Origin of the sequence: Halorussus caseinilyticus, assembly GCF_029338395.1 — an archaeon.
Classification (GTDB): Archaea; Halobacteriota; Halobacteria; order Halobacteriales; family Haladaptataceae; genus Halorussus; species Halorussus caseinilyticus.
Genome location: NZ_CP119809.1, coordinates 201,672 through 219,486 on the forward strand (window position 1 = coordinate 201,672; position 17,815 = coordinate 219,486).

Genomic DNA, 17,815 nt, shown 5'->3' on the forward strand with positions numbered 1-17,815 from the left:
GGCGTTACTCCAGTCCCACCCGCTCGGCGTACTCCTCGAAGACTTCCCACGTCGGGTCCACCTCGGGGTGGGACACCTCTTCGCCGTCTACGACGACGCCTTCGCCCTCGCGGACCCGGCCGATTTCGGCCGCCGGGATGTTCTCGGACTCCAGCGCGGCGAGTACGTCGTCCACGCCGCCGGACTCGACGGTCAGGACCAGCGTCCCCTCGCTGGTCGCGGTCCACGGGTCGATGCCGAAGTACTCGCAGGACTCCGCGACGCCGGGGAGGACCGGCACCGCGCCGGAGTCCACGTCGAGGCGGACGCCTCCGGCGCGGGCGAGTTCGACCAGCGCGCCCTGCAACCCGCCTTCGGTCGCGTCGTGCATCGCGGTGACCGGCCCTGCGGCCGCGGCGGTCAGCGCGTCCCGGACCGGACTCATGTCCCAGAACCGCTCTTTCGCCTCGGCGAGGGTCGAGTCGGGCAGGTCGATTTCGTCCTCGAACAGCGTCACGAGGAAACCGGGGACTTCGATTGCGGGTCCCTTCGTGACGAGCAGGTGGTCGCCGGGAGTCGCGCCGTCGGGTCGCACGAGGTCCGCGGGGTCGCCGACCGCGAGGGTGGTCGCGCCCCCGACCCACGGGTACTGACACCCGCCGTAGCGGGCGGTGTGGCCCGTGACGATGGCGACGCCCAACTCGGTGGCTTCGCGGTCGAACGTCTCCCAAACCGTGGCGAACTCGTCGTCGGTCATCTCCGGCGGGAGGGTGAACGTGACCGCGAGGTGCGAGGGCGGGATGCCCGACACCGCGGCGTCCGAGAGCGCGACGTGGACCGCGAACCACGCCGCCTTCTCGAACCCGAGCGCCGGGGTCAGCGAGAGTGGGTCGCTGGCGAGGACGACTGCTTCGCCGCCGACCTCCACGACGCCGAAGTCGACGCCGTGTTGCGGTCCGAGGCGAACGTCTCCGCGGTCGGCCCCGAGGTGCGGGTAGATGTGCCGGTCGAAGAAGTCGCGGTCCACCTTGCCGAGGTCAGTCATTGGCGACGGTTGGGGCGGTGCGGCCAAATCGGTGGTGGTTCGCGGGGACGGTAGTACCCTGTTCGGCAGAGCTGACGACTGTGGCGAATTAGGTAGAACCGACGGCGACGGCGAGACGGTAGCTTCAGGGCTGAGCACGGGAGTTTACCGAACCGCAGACCGCCACCGCAACCGCGACCACACGGCACCGCGCCCCGGACCTCCCGCCGCGGGCGCGCAGTTCTGCGCGCCCGCGGCGCGTCCCGTGGCTTGCCACGCCGGTCGCGCTCGGTTTACGTTTCAGATGCGCGATGGCAGGACAATCGGCCGCCGTCGTGATGAATAAAGCCCCCGCCCGCTCGCGGTCTCGTCCCGAACTAAGCAAACAAATACGCCCACTAAGAAAATGAAAATGAGTCTAAGACAAATACAAAAGCACCTCTTCCTACAGGCCGCCTCGCCTAACGGCCAAAACGTAATGACGGTCGCCGTGTTCGTAGGCCCACGGAATGAGGGGGAGCGAGCTATCGTCGTCCACGGAGAGTCCGACCGCCCGCCTGCTGGCTACGTTCGCGGTCTCGTACGGGTTCTACCTCGCGCTGGGTAACGCCGCCGACCCGTTCGACCTCGTTACCGGCGCGGTCAGCGCCGGAGTCGTCGCCGTCGCGTTCGCGGGGTTCGCGTTCCCCGAGTCGCCGTCGGTGCGTCGGACCGGCGGGCGACTCGTCCGGGCGCTGGCGGCACTGCCCGTCCTGCTCTGGGAGATTCTGAAGGCCAACGTCGCGCTGGCGGCGATTCTGCTCGACCCGCGACTCCCCATCGACCCCTCGGTCGTCCGGGTGGAATCGGCGGCCGAGTCGGACCTCGAACGCACCGCCTTCGCCAGCGCGGTCACGCTCACGCCCGGCACGGTGGTCCTCGACGTGACCGACGACGCCTATCACGTCCACGCGCTGACCGCCGCCTCTCGGGAGTCGCTCCGCGAGGGGTCGCTCTCGCGCGTCGTGGCCTCCGTCTTCCGGGACCGTGAGGACCTCGAGCGCCGGGAAGGGGACGGAGGGCGAGAATGACGGACGCGCCGACCGACTTTCTGCTCGGGGTCGCGGTGGTGCTGGTCGCGCTGGCGGGGGTCGTCGGCTATCGCGTCGTGGTCGGGCCGACCCTCCAAGACCGGGTGGTCGCGGTCAACGCCCTCGGAACCACTGCCGTCGTCGTCCTCGCTCTGCTCGCCGCGGCGTTAGACGACCCCGGCTTGCTCGACGTGGCGCTGGCCTACGGCCTGCTCAACTTCCTGCTGAGCGTCGGTCTCGCTCGGGTCCTCGGCGAGCAGAACGCGCCCACCGCGGGGAAGTCGCCGGACGCGGACGGAGGCCCGCGATGACCCCGCGGGAGGCCGTCGTCGCCCTGCTCGCGGTCGGGAGCGTGGCGTTCACCGGTCTCGCGGCCGTGGGTCTGCTCCGCCTGCCCGAGGTGTACTCGCGCGCCCACGCCGCCTCGAAAGCCGACACCCTCGGTGCGCTCTCGGCGTTCGCGGCGGTCGGAGTCGCGTTCGGCGTCGATTCGGCCACGCTGAAGACGATTTTCCTCTTCGTCTTCGTGCTGGCGACGACTCCCGCCGCGACCCACGCAGTGGTTCGGACCGCCTACCGTGCCGAGAGCGAGCGCGGAGCGAGACCCGTCGAATCCGCCGACTCAGCGGGCGACGACCGGGGTGAGCGCGATGACTGACCCCCTCGTGGTCGCGCTTCTCGCGCTCGCGGTCCTGCTGGCGGTCGGGATTGCGGTCCTCGCCGACGCGGTGGCCACGGTGGTCGTCTTCGGCGCGTACGGTCTCTCGCTCGCCCTGCTCTGGGCCGCCCTGCGCGCGCCGGACGTGGCGCTGACCGAGGCCGCGGTCGGGGCCGGTATCTCGACCGCGCTGTTTCTGGCGGTCTTGGGGCGCTCTCCGGCCGAGTTCGCGGTCTCGCTCTCCCGACCCCGGTTTCGGGTCCGGCCCGCGACTGCGCTCACGGCGGTCGGCACGGCGCTCGCGCTCGGGGTCACGGTCCCGGCGCTCCCGGCGTTCGGCGACCCGAGCGCGCCGCCGTTCGGCCGGGTGGTCCCGTTCTACCTCGCCGACGCGCCGACGCTCGGCGTCGAGAACGTCGTGACCGCGATTCTGGTGGTCTATCGCGGGTTCGACACCTTCGGCGAGGTGGTCGTGGTGTTCACCGCGGGCGTGGCGGCCGCGGCGGTCCTCCGGGAGGTGTCGGCGTGAGCGACACCGAGGACGGGACGCCCGGCGATGACGCCCGCGGCGTCGTCGCCGACGCGACCGCCAGACTGGTCGCGCCGTTCGCGGCTACCTTCGGCCTGTTCACGACGTTCCACGGCACGTCGTCTGTCGGCGGTGGCTTTCAGGGCGGCGTCGTGCTGGCGGCCACGGTCATCCTGTTGGCGTTCGCGGTCGGCCCGCCGCGGGTGCGCGCGGCGCTCGCGGTTCCGCGCACGTCCGCGCTCGCGGCCGGTGGCGTCCTCGGGTTCGCGGCGGTCGGGGTCGGGCCGGTCGCGTTCGGCGGCGCGGTCCTCGAACTCGCGGCGTACCCGATTCCGAAGCCAGCGGTCTACGCGACCGAACTCGCGGAGGTCGCCATCGCCGCCACCGTCGCGGCCACACTCGTCGGACTCTTCTTCGTCCTCGCGGGGGAGACCGATGCTTGAAGCGTACCTCGCTCGCCTGCCCTATCTCGCGGCCGTCGCGCTGGTCGGGGTCGGACTCGGCGTGCTGGTCGGCGAACCGAGTCGCCTCAAGAAGGTGGTGGGTCTCAACGTCTTCCAGACCGGCGTCCTCCTCTTTTTCGTCGCGGCGGCCTACCGGTCCGGCGGGCGCTCGCCGCTGGTTCGGGACGCGACGCGGGACGCGCCGTCGGTCAACCCGCTCCCCCACGTCCTCGTGCTGACAGCCATCGTGGTCGGGGTGAGTCTGACCGCGCTAGCGTTGGCGCTCGTGGTGCGAGTCCGGGCGGAGGAACGGGGAGGTGGCGCGTGACCGCACTCTTGCTCCCCGCGCTGGTCGCGCTCCCGGTCGTCGGCGCGGCGCTGGCAGTCCTCGCGGGCGACCGACTCGGCCGGTGGGTCACGGCGGGGACGCTCGCGCTCCAGACTGGTCTCGCGGCCGCGCTCGTGGGCCGAGTCGCCGACGACGGTCCGACTCGGACCGTCGTCGGCGGGTTTCGCCCGGCGGTGGGCGTCGAGTTACGCGCCGACCCGCTTGCCGCGCTGATAGTCGCGCTGGTGGCCGCCGTCGCTGGCGGCGCGGCGTGGTACGCGGGAGCGGTCGGCGCGCGGTCGGCCCACGCAGACGCCTTGGTCCTCTTGCTGGCGGCCGGTCTCTCGGGCGTCGGACTGACCGCAGACCTGTTCAACCTCTACGTCGTCCTCGAAATCACGGGGCTGGCGGCCTACGCGCTGGTCGCGCTGGGCGAACGCGGGTCGGCGCGCGCGGCCCTGCGCTACCTCTTTGCCGGAACGGTCGGCGCGACCCTCTATCTGCTCGGTGTCGGCTATCTATACGTTGCTACGGGGCATCTAAACATTGATAAGAGCAGTGTATTCGTTTCCGGACTCGCTCCGTCCTCGACGCTCGCGCTCGCGGCGTTCGCGTTCGTCTTCGCGGGACTGGCGGTTAAGATTCCGCTCGTGCCCGTCCACACGTGGCTTCCGGACGCCCACGCGCAGGCATCGGTGTCGGCCAGCGTCGTCCTCTCGGCGCTGGTAACGACCGCGGGCGTCTACGCCCTCGTGAAGGTTCTCTACGGCGTCTTCGGCGTCGAGTTCCTGACCGCGGTTCCGGCGGTCGGCGCGCTCGTCTCGGGTCTCGGTGCGGTCAGCGTCCTCGTCGGCGGCGCGCTGGCGCTCCGGGAGTCGAAGGTCAAGCGCGTGCTGGCCTACTCGACCGTCTCGCAACTCGGCGTCGTGGTGGTCGGCGCGGGTCTTGGCACCCGCCTCGGACTGACCGGCGCGGCGGTCCACCTGTTGGGCCACGCGATTACGAAGGCGGGCCTGTTCTTCGCGGCGGGACTGCTCTCGCTCTCGACCGGAGCCAAGACCGTAGAGGAGTGCGCGGGCGTCGGGAAGCGCGCGCCGGTGGTCGGCGCGGCGTTCGCGGTCCTCTCGCTCGGGATGGTCGGCGTCCCCCCGACGGTCGGGTTCGCCGGGAAGTGGTACGTCCTCGTCGCGGCCGCGAGCGCGGAGGCGTGGCCGCTCGTCGCCGCCGTCCTCGCCAGCTCCCTGCTCTCGCTCGCCTACTTCGGGCGGATTCTGGCCCGGATGTTCTTCGCGCCACCGGCCGACGGACTTCCCGCGGACGCCGGAGAACCGTCGGTCGGTGGCGGTACCCCGGCGAACGCGGACGCGCCGACCGAATCGGTCGGCGCGTCCGTCCTCCCGATTTTGGCCGCGCTCGCGACGCTCGCGCTCGGTCTGTCGGCGGCGACCCTCGCACAGTTCCTCGAACCGGCGGTTTCGAGTCTCCTGACATGACCGGCGCGCTGGCGCTCCGTCCGGCGCTCGCGGTCGCAGTTCCGGCGCTGGCCTCGGCGCTCGTCCTCGCCTCTCGCGGGCGGCCGACCATCCGCGAGTCGTGGACCCTGCTCGCGGTCGGCGTCGAACTCGCGGTGGTCGGGAGCCTCGTCCCCGACGTGCTGGCGGGCCGAATCCCGACCGCCTCGCTCGGCACCTTCGCCACGGGCGTCCCGCTGGCGTTCCGGGCCGACGCGCTCGGGACGCTGTTCGCGTCGGTCGTCGCGGTCCTGTGGGGGGCCGCCAGCGTCTACAGCGTCGGCTACATGCGCAAGCTCGACGAACACGACCAGACGCGCTTTTTCGCGGCGTTCGCCGCCAGCATCGCGGCCACGCTCGGGGTCGCGTTCGCCGCGAACCTGCTGACTCTCTTCGTCGCCTACGAACTCCTGACGGTCGGGACCTACCCCCTCGTGGCCCACGCCGGAACCGACGAGGCCCGCCGCGCCGGGCGCAAGTACGCCCTCTACGCCTTCGGCGGCGGCGTCGCGGTCCTCGGCGGGACCGTCCTCGTCTACGCGCTCGCCGGAACCCTCGCGTTCGCGCCCGGCGGACTCCGCGCCCTCGGGACCGCAGACCCCCTGCTCGCCCACGCCGCGTTCGGCCTGCTCGCTGGCGGGTTCGGCGTCAAGGCCGCGGTGATACCTCTTCACGGTTGGCTCCCGAACGCGATGGTCGCGCCGACGCCCGTCTCTGCGCTCCTCCACGCCGTCGCCGTCGTCAAGAGCGGCGTGTTCGGCATCGCTCGCGTGGTCCTGTTCGTCTTCGGTCCGGAGGCGGTCCGCGGGTCGGCGCTCCGGTGGCCTCTCGCTGGCGCGGCGGCCGCGACGATGGTGCTGGCCGGGTTCCTCGCGCTCCGGCAGGACAAACTCAAGCGCGTGCTGGCCTACTCGACCGCCAGCCAACTCTCGTTTATCGTCCTCGGCCTGACGATACTCACCCCCACGGCGGTCCTCGGGGCGTTGTTCCACCTCGTGACCCACGCCTTCATGAAGATTACCGCCTTTTTCTGCGCCGGGACCGTCTACGTCGAGACGAAGGCCGAGTACGTCTCGGAGATGGCCGGAATCGCGCGCCGACTCCCGACCACGCTCGCCGCGTTCTCGGTCGCCGCCGCCGGACTCGTCGGCATCCCCCTCGTGGGCGGATTCGTCAGCGAGTGGTACCTCGCCTTGGGGACTCTCGCCGGGCCGATTCCGGCGCTCGCGGCGGCCTACTGGTTGGCGGCGTTCGTGAAACTGCTCTTCTTCTGGCCCATCGTCTCGACGGCGGTCTTCGCGGACCCGACCGACGGAGACCGCCAGCAGTGGGCCGGTCCCGACCCCGGTGGCCTCCTCTCGGAGGCGTCGTGGGCCATGCTCGGACCCCTTCTTTTCACCGCCGGGGTCGCGGTCCTGCTCGGGGTCGTCCCGACCGCCACGCCCTACTTCTCGTTGGCCGAGGCGGTCGTCGCGGAGGTGTTCGGGGCGTGACCCTCCCGTGGTCGATTCCCCCGGCGCTCTTCCTGTTGGCCGCCGCGGTCGTCTGTTCCCTCGCCGAGCGCAGAGTCGGCCACGCCGCGGGCGTCCTCGCGGGCCTGCTCGCGCTCGCGTGGTCGCTCGCGGCCCCGACGGGCGGCCACCTCCCGGCCCGACTCTTCGGCTTCGAGGCGATGCCGGTCGCAGTCGACCCCCTCTCGCGCACGATGGGAGTCGCGCTCGGGTTCGTCGCGGCCGCGGACGCGGCCTACGCCTACGCCACCGACGCCGACGCCACGATGACGGCTTACGCGCTGGCCTACGCTGGCGTCTGCCTCGGCGCGGTGTTCGCGGGCGATTGGCTCACGCTCGTCGTCTGCTGGGAACTGATGGCAATCGGGGCCACCCTGCTGGTCTGGCACCGCGGCGGCCCGGCGCTCCGCGCGGGGTTCCGATACGCGATTTACCACGAAATCGGCGGCGCGTTCCTCATCGCGGGCGTCCTGCTTCACTACCTCCGAGTCGGGAGTTTCGTCTTCGGCGCGGGCGGTGTGGGGGGATTCTCGCCCGGTCTCCCGGCCCTGCTCGCGGTGGTCGGCATCGGCCTGAACGTCGGCTTTCTCGGTCTCCACCCGTGGCTGGTGGACTCGTACCCTCGCCCGCACGTCGCCGCGAGCGTCGTCCTCTGCGGGTTCACCACGAAGGTCGGCGTCTACGCCCTCGCCAGAGCCTTCCCCGGCGGCCACGACGCAATCGCGGCGATGGGTGGCGCGATGGTGCTGGTCGGGGTCACGCTCGCCATCCTCCAGACCGAAGTCCGTCGCCTCCTGACCTACCACATCGTCTCGCAGGTCGGCTACATGGTCGCGGGGGTCGGCGTCGGGTCGGCGCTCGGTCGGGCGGGCGGGATGGCCCACCTGCTCAACAACGTCCTCTACAAGTCCCTGCTGTTCATGGTCGGCGGGTGGCTGATACTCAGGACCGACTCGGAGAAGCTCAAGCGGATAGGCGGACTGGCCCGCGAGACGCCGGTCCTGTTCGCCACCTACGCGGTCGCCGCGTTCGCCATCGCGGGCGTGCCGGGGTTCAACGGCTTCGTGAGCAAGGGGATGGTCATCGACAGCGCGGACGCCGCGGACCTCGACCTGCTCTGGTGGGCGCTGGTCGTCGGCGGGGTCGGCACCGTCGTCTCGTTCGCCAAGTTCGGCTACTACGCCTTCCTCGGGGAGCGCCGCGGCGAGTCGGACAGCACGGTCGCCCGCCTCTCGCCGGTGGAGGCCGCGCCGCTGGTCGCGGTGGCGCTGGCCTGCGTTCTCCTCGGTCTCTTCCCAGACCTGCTGTTCGCGCTCGTCCCGCCGGGCACCGACGCCGCGAAGGTGTTCGTCGTCTCCCAGTTCACGAAGGCCGGTGCGGTTCTCGTCGCGGGTCTGGCGGCGTTCGCCCTGCTGAAGCGCCCCCTCTCGCGTCTCGGTGCCGTTCCGGACCTCGATTCGGTCTACCACCCGGCGGGCCGCGCGGCCCTCGACGCCGCAGTCGAGGCGACGACCCGGATCGCCCGCGCTCTCGACTCGCTGGCGAGCGCCGGGGACGCGGCGGTCGAACGCTGGCGGACCGCGGGGTTCCCCGAGGGCCGCCTCGACCCCATCGGCGTCAGCGTCCTGCTGGTCGTTCTCGTCCTCGCGGCCGCGCTGTTCGTGGTGTTCGCGGCGTGAAGCCGCCGAAACGCAGTTTCGGCGGGCGGAGGCTTTCTGGGCGTTCGTCGCACGACACCGGGACTTTTCGTCTCGATTCGCGCAGTCGCTACGACGACTTGCGCCCCGAACCGTCCGACGAGACGACGCCCCCACGAACCCTTTTGCCCGCCCGCGTCGTGGACGACTCCATGTCGAAACCACAGTACGACCGCCTCGCCGCCGACCTCGAAGCCGAGTTCGGCGACCGCCTGCGGTGGGTCGCGTCGTTCGACAGTGACGACTACACCTACGACGTTCGGTACGTCCGGGAGGACCTCAAGTCCGACCTCTCGGGGTTGGAACTCGACACCATCATCCACCGCTCTATGGCGGTGTTCAACCGCGAACACGTCGAAGACGTGTACTTCCACCTCGGAGACGCCGAGTCCCTGCTGGTCCGCCACGAGCGAGCGACGGCGCTCCACCTCTACCTCTCGCGGAACCGCGGCGTCGTGGTCAAACTCGAAGCGGACGCGAGCTTTCGGTACCCCGACTTTCTGGACGAGTGCGTCGGGACGCTCCGGGGGGAGTGACCGCTTCCGGAGGTCGGGCTCCCTACGGATGGGTTACCTACGGTAACTAGATGGTTGGAGGTAACTTTTTACGGGTAGCCGGAGTAACCCCGTCCATGACCGACGCGGACGAGCGACTACCAATCTGGTGCGCCGGGAAGGAATGGTGTCCGATTACCGCGACTGCGACGCTCATCGGTAAGAAGTGGCATCCGGTGGTCATCCACCGACTGCTCGACGGCGGGCCGATGGGGTTCAACGAACTCAAAGACGAGGTAGACGGCATCTCCAGTAAGGTCCTCTCGGACAGTCTGGAGGACCTCGAAGAGAAGCGACTGGTGAACCGGGAAATCGTGAGCGAGAAGCCGGTTCGGGTGAGTTACTCGCTGACCGAACGGGGCGAGTCGCTCGAAACGCTCATCTTCGAGATGCGCGATTGGGGTCAGGAACACCTCACGCCCGCAAACGACAAGGAAGGCGCTATCTCGTAGTCCGACCACTGACGGGGTTCGACCCGACACTCTTCCCGGACGGTAGCTCGTACATGACGCCGGGCCGCTCGTAGGCCACGTTCGGAGTCCCCGAGGTGGCGGTCGCCCGGTCGGCATCGAAACCGTTCTTCGGGAGCGCGAGCCCGAGAGTGTGCTGGCCCAATCGGGACCCGACCCGCAACGCTTCTGGTCTGGCGCGCCTCTCGTAAACGTCCCGCCCGCCCAAACTAGTCAATTCGCCATAAGATTTAATATGTAATCGAGCTATCTATATGGCTGAGATAATAAAATGAACAGAAGAAGTGTACTTAAGAAGATTGGCGGTACTGCGACCGTACTGACCGTAGCGACCCAACCCGCCCTCGGCGGCGAGCCGGCCGTGGCACAGATGAAAGAACTCGACACCTCTGACCACTCCAACCTCGACGGCGTCACGGTGACGCTGTTCGAGAACGGTCACGCGAAGGTCGAGATGTCGGGCACCCGTCCCGCCGACCCGAGCGAGGCGACGGGGTACAGCGTCCGACTCGGCGAACTCGGACAGAATCCGGGCGCACGTGCGCTCGACCGTGCAAACGCCCGCGTCGAGTCACTGCCGGCCGACGAGGTCCTCGCGCAGGACGGTGTCAGCACGGAGACGACCACGGGCAAGACCGGCTCCGGCTCGGACACGGCGTCGAGTTCGGACATCGGGACCATGGACCACGGAGGCAACGACGGCGAGGACAACTACGAGGGTGGTCTCTGGGTTCGCTCCGAGGACTCCGCCGACTTCACGCTGGCCATCACCGAAGGCTGGATCGACTGGACCACCAGCGGCGGCGAAGCCGACTACGTCGACTGGCTGTGGCACGCCACCGCCTGCGCACCCGGACTGGCGGACTGGAACATCGACGACGCTGGCCACAGCTACACCGACTGGAGCGGCGACGACGTTGAGGTCAAGTTCTACGGCGATTACTACGACTACGCCTCGGGCGACGACAGCAAGCGAACTGACTCTTACCACCGGCTGTACGCGTACGGGAACCCCGACGGGTCGATGGACTGGGACACCACTCACTGGTACACCGGTGAGGACGCCAGCGGATACCGCTTCGACGCCGGGTACTTCTCGGGGTACGACCAGCACGCTGCCGGTCACTGCTAGCCCCCGAACCAGCCTCCAGCCCCTCGAACCTGCTTCGGGCCGATAGTTCCACCGATGCACATCTTTAGTGAGGGCTAAAAATCTATAATTTATTATTGCCACAAAGTTTAATATATGGGGGTCTTATTAATTAATTGAGGTGAAAAACCTTGAAAAGACGAAACTTACTCAAGAAACTCGGTGGTAGCGCGACAGCAGTGACTCTGGCGACCCAGTCGGTACTCGGCGACGAACCCGAGGTGGCACGGACGATAGACTTGGACACGTCCAGTAATCCGCACCTCGACAGCGTCACGGTGACCCTCTACGCGGACGGTCGGAAGAACGTCCGGATGTCGGGAACCGCGCCGGCGGAGGCGACCGAAATCAGCGGATACAGCGTCCGACTGCTCGGCCTCTCGAACGCTCAGGGTGAGTACACGCCCTCGCAGGCGAGCGCCCGAGTCCAGGCGGTCCCGGCCAGCGAGGTCATCTCGTCGAACGACTCCGGCGGTACGGTGAACGGTGAGAACTCCGGGTCGGGCTCGGACGGCACGTCCAGCGACTCGGACTTCGGCACTGCGAGTCACGGCGGTAATGACGGTCAGAGCGACTACGAAGGTGGTATCTGGGTCCGCTCGGAGGACTCGGTGGACCTCGACCTCGCCTACACCGAGGGCTGGATCGACTGGACCACCAGCGGCGGTGAAGTCGACTACGTCGACTGGAAGTGGCACGCCGTTCCGTGTGACACCGGCTGTTCGACGTGGTACATCGAGGATGCCGGCCACAACTACTCGGACTTCGCGGGCGACACCGTCGAAGTAAAGTTCCACGGCGACTTCTACAATTACGACTTCCCGAGCGACGGCGGGCGGACGGAGGCTCATCACCGACTCTGGACCACGGGTAACCCCGACGGCTCGATGGACTGGACGACCGACCACTGGCACAGCGGCGAGCACGCGTGGTCGCTACGCACCGACGCGGGCTGGTTCGACAAGTACGACGAGCACGCGAACCACTGTGCGCAGGGCTGCTGAGCCTCGCCGTCCGGACTGTCGGCTCCGGCCGGTCGTCCCGACTCGAACTTCCGACTCGTTTTCTTTAGGTGTGCTCCCGTCGACGCGTTGGTTCCTCACGTCCGTACTTGGTGAGCGACTGCGCTCGCGAGGGCGTTCCGAGGAAGTCGACCGGGGAGCGGCGACGCGCCGAGACGGTCACACGGCGACGCGAACGTGCCTACCGTGAGAAGGAGTCCGAAGGGTGAAACGACGGCGAAATCCCGAGCGAATCGAAGGTTCGGGTCAGCCGAGTTGCTTCGACGTGAGGACGCGAGCGACGTATATCTGCTTCCACAGCAGCCAGCCACCGACACCGACCGCGAGTAATCCGAGGACGCTGCCACCGACCGCGAACCAGTGGGTGTTCTCGAGGGCGCAGGCCAGCGTCTCGTTCGCACACGCATCGAACAGACCGCTTCCGGTAACGGCGCTGACGTAGACGAGTACCGCCCCGAGAACTATCGAGCCGAGGCCTGCGCCCGTCTTCAGTACAGTCTCTCGCACGGACGGCGGGTTCGCGGCGATGGTTTTGCGGGCGTTCCCGCGGGGACCGGTCCGGTGGGAGAGTAGGGCGGCACCGAGCAAACACACTGCTGCGGGTGCGACGTACGGGCCGAACGACAGCATCGCCGTTATCGAGAGTCCCGTCAACAGGACGGCGGCGACCCACGCGAGCGGGGTTCGGTTCGTCCACGCGGCGATTCCGCCGACGAGGGCGATGAGGACGCTTCCCACGACCCACGCGGCAAAGAACGCGTCTGCGAGCGGATTCGGGAGGAGGACGACGGCTGCTGCTACGACCGCGAACAGGACCGCGAGGCTACCGAGCAGTCGACGGCCCGTCCCAGTCGAGTTGGCTGTGGAAACCACGTCTCATAGTTCGCTAGTAGACAACAAAAACATTTTGGCTGTCTGAACAGTTTCCCGGCGTTCTCGCCGGTCCGACACCGTTTGCGTCGCGAAGCGGGCAGTCTCGTGGCCTCCAAGAACCTCGGCAGCGTCTACGACCTGCCGGTGTTGAACCACCTCAGCAAGGTGTTCATCTTCGGGTCGGCCCTACAGGACAGCGGCACGGTAGTGTGGGCCAGCGTCGAGTGCTTGCGCGAGGACGAGATGGGCGACGCCTCGGCGGCCGATTGACCCGGTGAGCGTGCGGTCCTCGCGCCGCTGCCCGTACTTTTAAATCGGAGGGCGGGACGAACCCCGCCGATGGGACACCGTGCACTCGTCGCGTACCGCCGCGACCCGACGCTCCTGAAGACAGTGCCGAGCAGACGCCCTCCGACGCCCGATACGATCTCCACCGGACCCACTTGGGGCGGTGTCGGGTTCGCGCTCCTCGACCGCCACTCTGTCGACCTCGCGCATCTAGTCGGCGGTGACCGCGGGCACTGCGGTCCCGGCCGCCGTCCGGAAGGCGTCGCGGGGCATCGTCCCCACTTCGGCCCGGAGTGACTTCGGTCGTTCGGGTGTGCTGGCGACCGTCGCACGTGTCGACGCCGCTCGGGGGCGTCCTTCCACACCTCGGTCGTCGGAAGTCGCCGCTCGATTCGGGCAGGGCGGGACCGATGTCCGGCGGTGCGCGCGAGGAGTCGTGTGGTGTATTCCCAAAGACGCACATTTAAATCCCGTCGGAAAGCCGGTGTCGTTTCCGGAATATCGCTCCCGTATTCGAAATCCGATAAGTTATGACTATGCAACGTGACGTGATTCCAATCCTACGGATATTCTATCTTGTTCGATATACACAAGACTATTAAACGGCAATGGCCTGAGCACTGACTGTCGATGAACGCGACACGCGCGAACGGGAACGCGGTGATGGAGCGATGGTAGGGTTCGAAACGCTGGGCCAGAACGGACGGGCCGTCGCGGACGTCGGGACGGTCCTCGCGGAGGCGACGGTGCTGTACGTCGGCTACGGCGCGCTCACGGCGGCCCTCCGCGAGAAGGTAGAACGCGCGCTCGGAGGTGAGTAGCCGTGGCCGCGGAACTGTTCGGCATCGCGGCGACCCAACTCGGCCTGTTCGTCGGGTTCGGCCTGCTCGTCGGCATCCTGTTCGGGTTCTTCGGGATGGGCGGGTCGTTCCTCGTCACGCCCGCACTGCTCGTGATGGGCTACGACTCGACGACCGCGGTCGGAAGCGGTCTCGCGTTCGTGTTCGGCACCTCGGTCATCGCGGCGCTCCGACACCGCGACCACGGGCAGGTGGACTACAAACTCGGCCTGCTGTTCATCGTGGGGATGACCGCGGGCATCGAAGTCGGCAAGGAAGTCGTCTACTACCTGCAAGAACTCGGGTCGGCCGACCTCGTGGTCAGCCTCTCGTACATCGGCCTGCTCTCGACCGTCGGCCTATTCATGCTCCGAGACGCCCGCAAGGACGCCGACGCGGACGGAGACGACGAGTCTCCCGTCGTCCGGAAACTCCAGTCGGTCCGAATCCCGCCGATGGTCTCCATCAAGGGCGGCGCGGAGGTGTCGCTGTGGCTGACCCTCGCCATCGCCGCGTTCATCGGCGTTCTCTCGGGCTTTCTCGGCGTCGGCGGCGGCTTCCTGCTCATGCCCGCGATGATGTACGGACTGGGCGTCCCGGCCGCCGTCGCGGTCGGAACCGACGTGTTCCAGATTACGGCCTCGGGCGCGTTCGGCGCGTTCACCTACGCCAAGTCCGGCGCGGTGGACCTCACCATCGTCCTGCCTCTGCTTGCCGGGTCCGCGATGGGTGCCCGCGTCGGCGCGGCCGCGACCGCACTCGTGGACGAGGACGACATCACGGAGTACTTCGCCGCGATGCTGTTGGCGGGTGGGGCCGCCGTCGCCAGCAAGAACCTCGGCAACGCCTACGGCGTCGAACTCCTGAATCAGGTCAGCATGGCGCTCATCTTCGGGTCGGCGCTACTGGTCAGCGGTGCCGTCGTCTGGGCGAGCGTCCGAAGCCTACAGGACGGCGAGACGGCCGCGACTTCGAGCGCCGACTGACCGCCGTCCCGAAGGCTCACAAGCCGATGGACTTCTCGTCGGCCTCCCCCGCTGGCGGCAGTGACCGAAGCGCGGGGTGAGCGAGGAAGTAGAGACCGAACAGCGGCAACGCCGCCCCGAAGAGGTACAGCACCGTCTCGGTGCCGACGTACCCGCCCATCGTCCCGCCGAACAGCGCACCGGTGGGTGCCATAATCGAAGTCGCGCCCTTCACGAGCGAACTGACCCGGCCCAAAAGCGACTCGTCTACGGCCGACTGGACCAACGTGAACACCATCACGTTGAACGTCCCCGGAAAGACGGCGGTGGCGAACAACAGGGCCGCAGTGGGCCACGTCCCCGGAACGGTGACGGCACCTGCCAGCGTCACCCCGGCTATCGGATAGCCGACGATGGTGACGCGACTGACCGAGCGCTCCTCGACGAGGAACGCCCCGGCGCTTCCGACGAACGTCCCGGCACCGATGGCCGCGAGCAACACGCCGTAGGCGTCGGGACCGCCCAGCGACTCGGCGAACGCCGGAAGCACCGCGTCGGCCGCCATGAAGCCGAAGTTGATGACCATCGCGCTGAAGATTATCGGGACGAGCGCCGACCCTCGGACGTAGTCGATGCCGTCACGGAGTTCCGAGAGGTACGACTCGACGGCCCCGCCGTCGGTCTCTCGGGACGACTCGCTTGGCCCGCCGTCGCTCTCCTGCGGCGACCCGTCCGGTCCGTCGTCGTCCCGTTCGTCGCCGGTCTTCGTGCCGCCGTCGCTCGCGGCTTCTACGTCTCGCTCGCGGCCGTCAGACCTCTCGCGTTCGGTCTCGTCGCTCTCGCTCGTCTCGCCCGACTTCGGAACGCTGACGCCGAGAAACAGCACCGCGGCGACGGCAAACGTCACCGAGTCCACGACGAACAGCGAAGTCGCGCTGACGAGCGCAATCAGCGCACCGCCGATGCCCTTGCTCACCGTGTCGATTGCCCGGACGGAAGTCGAGAACAGCGAGTTGGCCTTCGTCAGTTGCGCCTTCTCCACGACTCGGGGGAGCGCGGCGTTCTGGGCGGGGTAGACGAACCCGTTGACGAACGTCAGCAACGGCACGAGGACGACGAGCAACCATATCGAGAGATGGCCCAGCGCCGCCGCCGCGGGGACGACCAACACCCCGACGCCGTTGAGAACCTGCGTGGCGACGAGGACCCGCCGCAACTCCCACCGGTCTACGAGCGGACCGACCAAGAAGTTGAGCGCGGTCGGAATCTGGACGAGTGCGACCGCCAGTCCCGTGTAGAACGTGGAGTTCGTCAGTTCCCACACCAGCCACATCGTGGCGACGAAGTAGAGCGAGTCGCCGGTGTCGGTGATGACTCGCCCGCCGAAGAGTCTCAGGAAGGTGGCGTTTCGGAGCAACTCGCGATAGCCACCGGCCCTTTCATACAGTCCCATGCGGAGGGAATTTTTAACCCTGTAACAAGTATTTTGCTCTCCAATCGGTTTTCCGCGCGGTTCGAGATGGACAAAGTATTTTTCCGGTAGCCTTCGTCCACGAATTATGAGCGACGAGGCTTCGACGGACGACGTTCGGGAGGCGTTCGACCCGACGCCCCGAGTTCCGGACCGAGACGTACCCGCGATGGCCCGACGACTCGAAGCGACGACCACCTCGTGGGTAGAAGGCCACGCCGACCGCTTCGACCCCTTCCGGTGGGAGGACAAACGCGAGCAGAACCTGCGTCGGAAGGCGTTCGGCGAGGCGGGTCTCTACCTCCTGCACGCCCACGAACTCGGCGGCGGCGACGACCTGCAATCGCTTTCGAGCGTCGTCGCCGACCACGCCAACGACGAGCGATACTTCCGCCTCCTCCAGCGCCGTCCCACGATGGTCCGGAAGTTCGCGTACCCCGCGCTCTACGCCGACCGGTCCGGAAACCTGCGCGACGACCGACTCTCGGGCCGCCTCACCGAACTCCTGAACGACGAGGCGGTGTGGGCGAAACAGCGCACCTCCTTCGAGCGGTTCGACCTCTGGCACGTCGCCAAACTCTCGGGCGTCGAACCGCCCTTCTCGACCGACGGACTGCTCGCAGGGTCGCCCCTCGCCCACCGACCCGACCCGTTCCGCGCGACGGCCAAGGACGTGAACGGACTCGTCCACGAACTCATGTTCTGGCGCAATCTCGGCATGGACGCCGCGGGCGCGTCGTTCCCGGACGAACCCGCACCCGGCGGCGACCTGCGCGAAGTTCTCACCCTGCTTCTGTTCCGGTACGTGGCCGAACAGAACTACGACGTGGGCCTCGAAGTGGTCATGTCGGCCGTCCTGCAACGGACGGTCGCCCCCGACTTGGTGCGGACGTTCGTCGGCCACGCCCTGTCTCGCGCGGAAGAACTCGGCTACCTGCCCAAGAGCGAGTCGAGTCTCGACTCGGACCCCCGGTTCGAGCGCTTCTCGGCGTCGGCCTCCGAGTGGGCCACCCACTACCACGCCAATCTGGTCGCGGGGTTCGCAAGCCGGGTCCTCTGCGACCACTGGGACGAGTTCGTCGCCGAGTCCGCGCCCGCCGAGAATCACGACTACGACCACGAGGACCTCCTGAAGATGGGCCGGATGGTCGAAGCCCTGATGGACTACGACCTGCAGTCGGGCGCTCGCCGACTCCGTGACCTCGCCGGAACGTCCGTGGCCGCGGCGTATCCCGAGGCGTTCGACGCCGCCGTCCGGTTCCTCCGGAACCAGCGCCGCCCGGACGGGACGTTCGGCTACTGGACCGACGTGCGCTCGAAGTACGTCTCGCTGACCGGCGACGGCGAGCGCTTCGACGAGGAAATCGTCGAATCGACGACCGAGGCGTGTTCGGCGGCGCTGGCGGAAATCGACCAACTGGCGTCCGAGTAGG

General features: G+C 68.2%; 21 protein-coding genes. 17 read left to right on the forward strand and 4 right to left on the reverse strand.

Annotated elements, in window-relative coordinates:
- Positions 1-4 precede the first annotated feature (4 nt).
- A complete protein-coding gene (locus P2T60_RS01045; RefSeq protein ID WP_276280703.1) occupies positions 5-1,024 on the reverse strand; it encodes an AIR synthase family protein in 1,020 nt (339 codons plus the stop codon).
- Positions 1,025-1,512: 488 nt separating this feature from the next.
- Between P2T60_RS01045 and P2T60_RS01050 the strand changes: the two genes are divergently transcribed.
- The 13 genes from P2T60_RS01050 to P2T60_RS01110 all read left to right on the forward strand — a co-directional run bounded on the left by P2T60_RS01050 (position 1,513) and on the right by P2T60_RS01110 (position 11,928).
- Positions 1,513-2,073, forward strand: a complete 561-nt coding sequence (locus tag P2T60_RS01050; RefSeq protein ID WP_276280704.1) for a Na+/H+ antiporter subunit E — start codon at positions 1,513-1,515, stop codon at positions 2,071-2,073.
- Positions 2,070-2,384, forward strand: a complete 315-nt coding sequence (locus P2T60_RS01055; RefSeq protein ID WP_276280705.1) for a monovalent cation/H+ antiporter complex subunit F — start codon at positions 2,070-2,072, stop codon at positions 2,382-2,384. Before P2T60_RS01050 ends, P2T60_RS01055 begins: the two co-directional genes overlap by 4 nt.
- A complete protein-coding gene (gene mnhG, locus P2T60_RS01060; RefSeq protein WP_276280706.1) occupies positions 2,381-2,731 on the forward strand; it encodes a monovalent cation/H(+) antiporter subunit G in 351 nt (116 codons plus the stop codon). Before P2T60_RS01055 ends, mnhG begins: the two co-directional genes overlap by 4 nt.
- Positions 2,724-3,260 carry a DUF4040 domain-containing protein gene (locus P2T60_RS01065; RefSeq protein ID WP_276280707.1) on the forward strand — a complete coding sequence of 179 codons (537 nt, stop codon included), beginning with the start codon at positions 2,724-2,726 and terminating at the stop codon, positions 3,258-3,260. Before mnhG ends, P2T60_RS01065 begins: the two co-directional genes overlap by 8 nt.
- A complete protein-coding gene (locus tag P2T60_RS01070) occupies positions 3,257-3,703 on the forward strand; it encodes an MnhB domain-containing protein (RefSeq protein WP_276280708.1) in 447 nt (148 codons plus the stop codon). The genes P2T60_RS01065 and P2T60_RS01070 overlap by 4 nt, the downstream gene beginning before the upstream one ends.
- Entirely contained in the window at positions 3,696-4,031 is a 336-nt protein-coding gene (locus tag P2T60_RS01075) for a cation:proton antiporter subunit C (protein WP_276280709.1), read from the forward strand. The genes P2T60_RS01070 and P2T60_RS01075 overlap by 8 nt, the downstream gene beginning before the upstream one ends.
- Positions 4,028-5,524, forward strand: a complete 1,497-nt coding sequence (locus P2T60_RS01080) for a proton-conducting transporter transmembrane domain-containing protein (RefSeq protein ID WP_276280710.1) — start codon at positions 4,028-4,030, stop codon at positions 5,522-5,524. Before P2T60_RS01075 ends, P2T60_RS01080 begins: the two co-directional genes overlap by 4 nt.
- Positions 5,521-7,035, forward strand: a complete 1,515-nt coding sequence (locus P2T60_RS01085; protein WP_276280711.1) for a proton-conducting transporter transmembrane domain-containing protein — start codon at positions 5,521-5,523, stop codon at positions 7,033-7,035. Before P2T60_RS01080 ends, P2T60_RS01085 begins: the two co-directional genes overlap by 4 nt.
- Positions 7,032-8,732 (forward strand): Na(+)/H(+) antiporter subunit D, encoded by a 1,701-nt coding sequence (locus P2T60_RS01090; protein ID WP_276280712.1) that lies wholly within the window; start codon positions 7,032-7,034, stop codon positions 8,730-8,732. The genes P2T60_RS01085 and P2T60_RS01090 overlap by 4 nt, the downstream gene beginning before the upstream one ends.
- A gap of 170 nt (positions 8,733-8,902) precedes the next feature.
- The gene (locus P2T60_RS01095) at positions 8,903-9,286 is read left to right on the forward strand and encodes a DUF7522 family protein (protein ID WP_276280713.1); all 384 of its coding nucleotides are present in this window, start codon (positions 8,903-8,905) and stop codon (positions 9,284-9,286) included.
- Positions 9,287-9,381: 95 nt separating this feature from the next.
- On the forward strand, positions 9,382-9,756 hold the full coding sequence (locus tag P2T60_RS01100) for a winged helix-turn-helix transcriptional regulator (RefSeq protein WP_276280714.1): 375 nt from the start codon (positions 9,382-9,384) through the stop codon (positions 9,754-9,756).
- A 289-nt stretch (positions 9,757-10,045) separates the two neighbouring features.
- Entirely contained in the window at positions 10,046-10,906 is an 861-nt protein-coding gene (locus P2T60_RS01105) for a hypothetical protein (protein ID WP_276280715.1), read from the forward strand.
- A 197-nt stretch (positions 10,907-11,103) separates the two neighbouring features.
- Positions 11,104-11,928, forward strand: coding sequence for a hypothetical protein (locus P2T60_RS01110; protein WP_276280716.1), 825 nt, complete (start codon positions 11,104-11,106; stop codon positions 11,926-11,928).
- A gap of 264 nt (positions 11,929-12,192) precedes the next feature.
- On the opposite strand, the gene P2T60_RS01115 is transcribed toward P2T60_RS01110, so the two are convergent.
- A complete protein-coding gene (locus P2T60_RS01115; RefSeq protein ID WP_276280717.1) occupies positions 12,193-12,819 on the reverse strand; it encodes a hypothetical protein in 627 nt (208 codons plus the stop codon).
- Between the two features lie 81 nt (positions 12,820-12,900).
- Here P2T60_RS01115 and P2T60_RS01120 point away from each other — a divergent pair, with 81 nt between their 5' ends.
- Complete coding sequence (locus P2T60_RS01120) at positions 12,901-13,089, forward strand: hypothetical protein (RefSeq protein ID WP_276280718.1); 189 nt, start codon at positions 12,901-12,903, stop codon at positions 13,087-13,089.
- Positions 13,090-13,317: 228 nt separating this feature from the next.
- Here P2T60_RS01120 and P2T60_RS01125 read toward each other — a convergent pair whose 3' ends face one another.
- Positions 13,318-13,470 (reverse strand): hypothetical protein, encoded by a 153-nt coding sequence (locus P2T60_RS01125; RefSeq protein ID WP_276280719.1) that lies wholly within the window; start codon positions 13,468-13,470, stop codon positions 13,318-13,320.
- A gap of 308 nt (positions 13,471-13,778) precedes the next feature.
- Between P2T60_RS01125 and P2T60_RS01130 the strand changes: the two genes are divergently transcribed.
- Together P2T60_RS01130 and P2T60_RS01135 are read left to right on the forward strand one after the other, a co-directional pair.
- Entirely contained in the window at positions 13,779-13,928 is a 150-nt protein-coding gene (locus P2T60_RS01130; RefSeq protein ID WP_276280720.1) for a DUF7512 family protein, read from the forward strand.
- A gap of 2 nt (positions 13,929-13,930) precedes the next feature.
- Entirely contained in the window at positions 13,931-14,932 is a 1,002-nt protein-coding gene (locus P2T60_RS01135) for a sulfite exporter TauE/SafE family protein (RefSeq protein ID WP_276280721.1), read from the forward strand.
- A 16-nt stretch (positions 14,933-14,948) separates the two neighbouring features.
- Here P2T60_RS01135 and P2T60_RS01140 read toward each other — a convergent pair whose 3' ends face one another.
- A complete protein-coding gene (locus P2T60_RS01140; RefSeq protein WP_276280722.1) occupies positions 14,949-16,364 on the reverse strand; it encodes an MFS transporter in 1,416 nt (471 codons plus the stop codon).
- A gap of 106 nt (positions 16,365-16,470) precedes the next feature.
- Between P2T60_RS01140 and P2T60_RS01145 the strand changes: the two genes are divergently transcribed.
- A complete protein-coding gene (locus P2T60_RS01145) occupies positions 16,471-17,814 on the forward strand; it encodes a DUF6895 family protein (protein ID WP_276280723.1) in 1,344 nt (447 codons plus the stop codon).
- Position 17,815: the final 1 nt, after the last annotated feature.

What these genes read in the sequence shown, in the direction of transcription:
- P2T60_RS01140 (WP_276280722.1), bottom strand. Translation starts at nt 16,364, where the DNA reads ATGGGACTGTATGAAAGGGCCGGTGGCTATCGCGAGTTGCTCCGAAAC.
- P2T60_RS01055 (WP_276280705.1), top strand. Translation starts at nt 2,070, where the DNA reads ATGACGGACGCGCCGACCGACTTTCTGCTCGGGGTCGCGGTGGTGCTG.
- P2T60_RS01045 (WP_276280703.1), bottom strand. Translation starts at nt 1,024, where the DNA reads ATGACTGACCTCGGCAAGGTGGACCGCGACTTCTTCGACCGGCACATC.
- P2T60_RS01095 (WP_276280713.1), top strand. Translation starts at nt 8,903, where the DNA reads ATGTCGAAACCACAGTACGACCGCCTCGCCGCCGACCTCGAAGCCGAG.
- P2T60_RS01085 (WP_276280711.1), top strand. Translation starts at nt 5,521, where the DNA reads ATGACCGGCGCGCTGGCGCTCCGTCCGGCGCTCGCGGTCGCAGTTCCG.
- P2T60_RS01105 (WP_276280715.1), top strand. Translation starts at nt 10,046, where the DNA reads ATGAACAGAAGAAGTGTACTTAAGAAGATTGGCGGTACTGCGACCGTA.
- P2T60_RS01065 (WP_276280707.1), top strand. Translation starts at nt 2,724, where the DNA reads ATGACTGACCCCCTCGTGGTCGCGCTTCTCGCGCTCGCGGTCCTGCTG.
- P2T60_RS01145 (WP_276280723.1), top strand. Translation starts at nt 16,471, where the DNA reads ATGAGCGACGAGGCTTCGACGGACGACGTTCGGGAGGCGTTCGACCCG.
- P2T60_RS01050 (WP_276280704.1), top strand. Translation starts at nt 1,513, where the DNA reads ATGAGGGGGAGCGAGCTATCGTCGTCCACGGAGAGTCCGACCGCCCGC.
- P2T60_RS01100 (WP_276280714.1), top strand. Translation starts at nt 9,382, where the DNA reads ATGACCGACGCGGACGAGCGACTACCAATCTGGTGCGCCGGGAAGGAA.
- mnhG (WP_276280706.1), top strand. Translation starts at nt 2,381, where the DNA reads ATGACCCCGCGGGAGGCCGTCGTCGCCCTGCTCGCGGTCGGGAGCGTG.
- P2T60_RS01075 (WP_276280709.1), top strand. Translation starts at nt 3,696, where the DNA reads ATGCTTGAAGCGTACCTCGCTCGCCTGCCCTATCTCGCGGCCGTCGCG.
- P2T60_RS01130 (WP_276280720.1), top strand. Translation starts at nt 13,779, where the DNA reads ATGGTAGGGTTCGAAACGCTGGGCCAGAACGGACGGGCCGTCGCGGAC.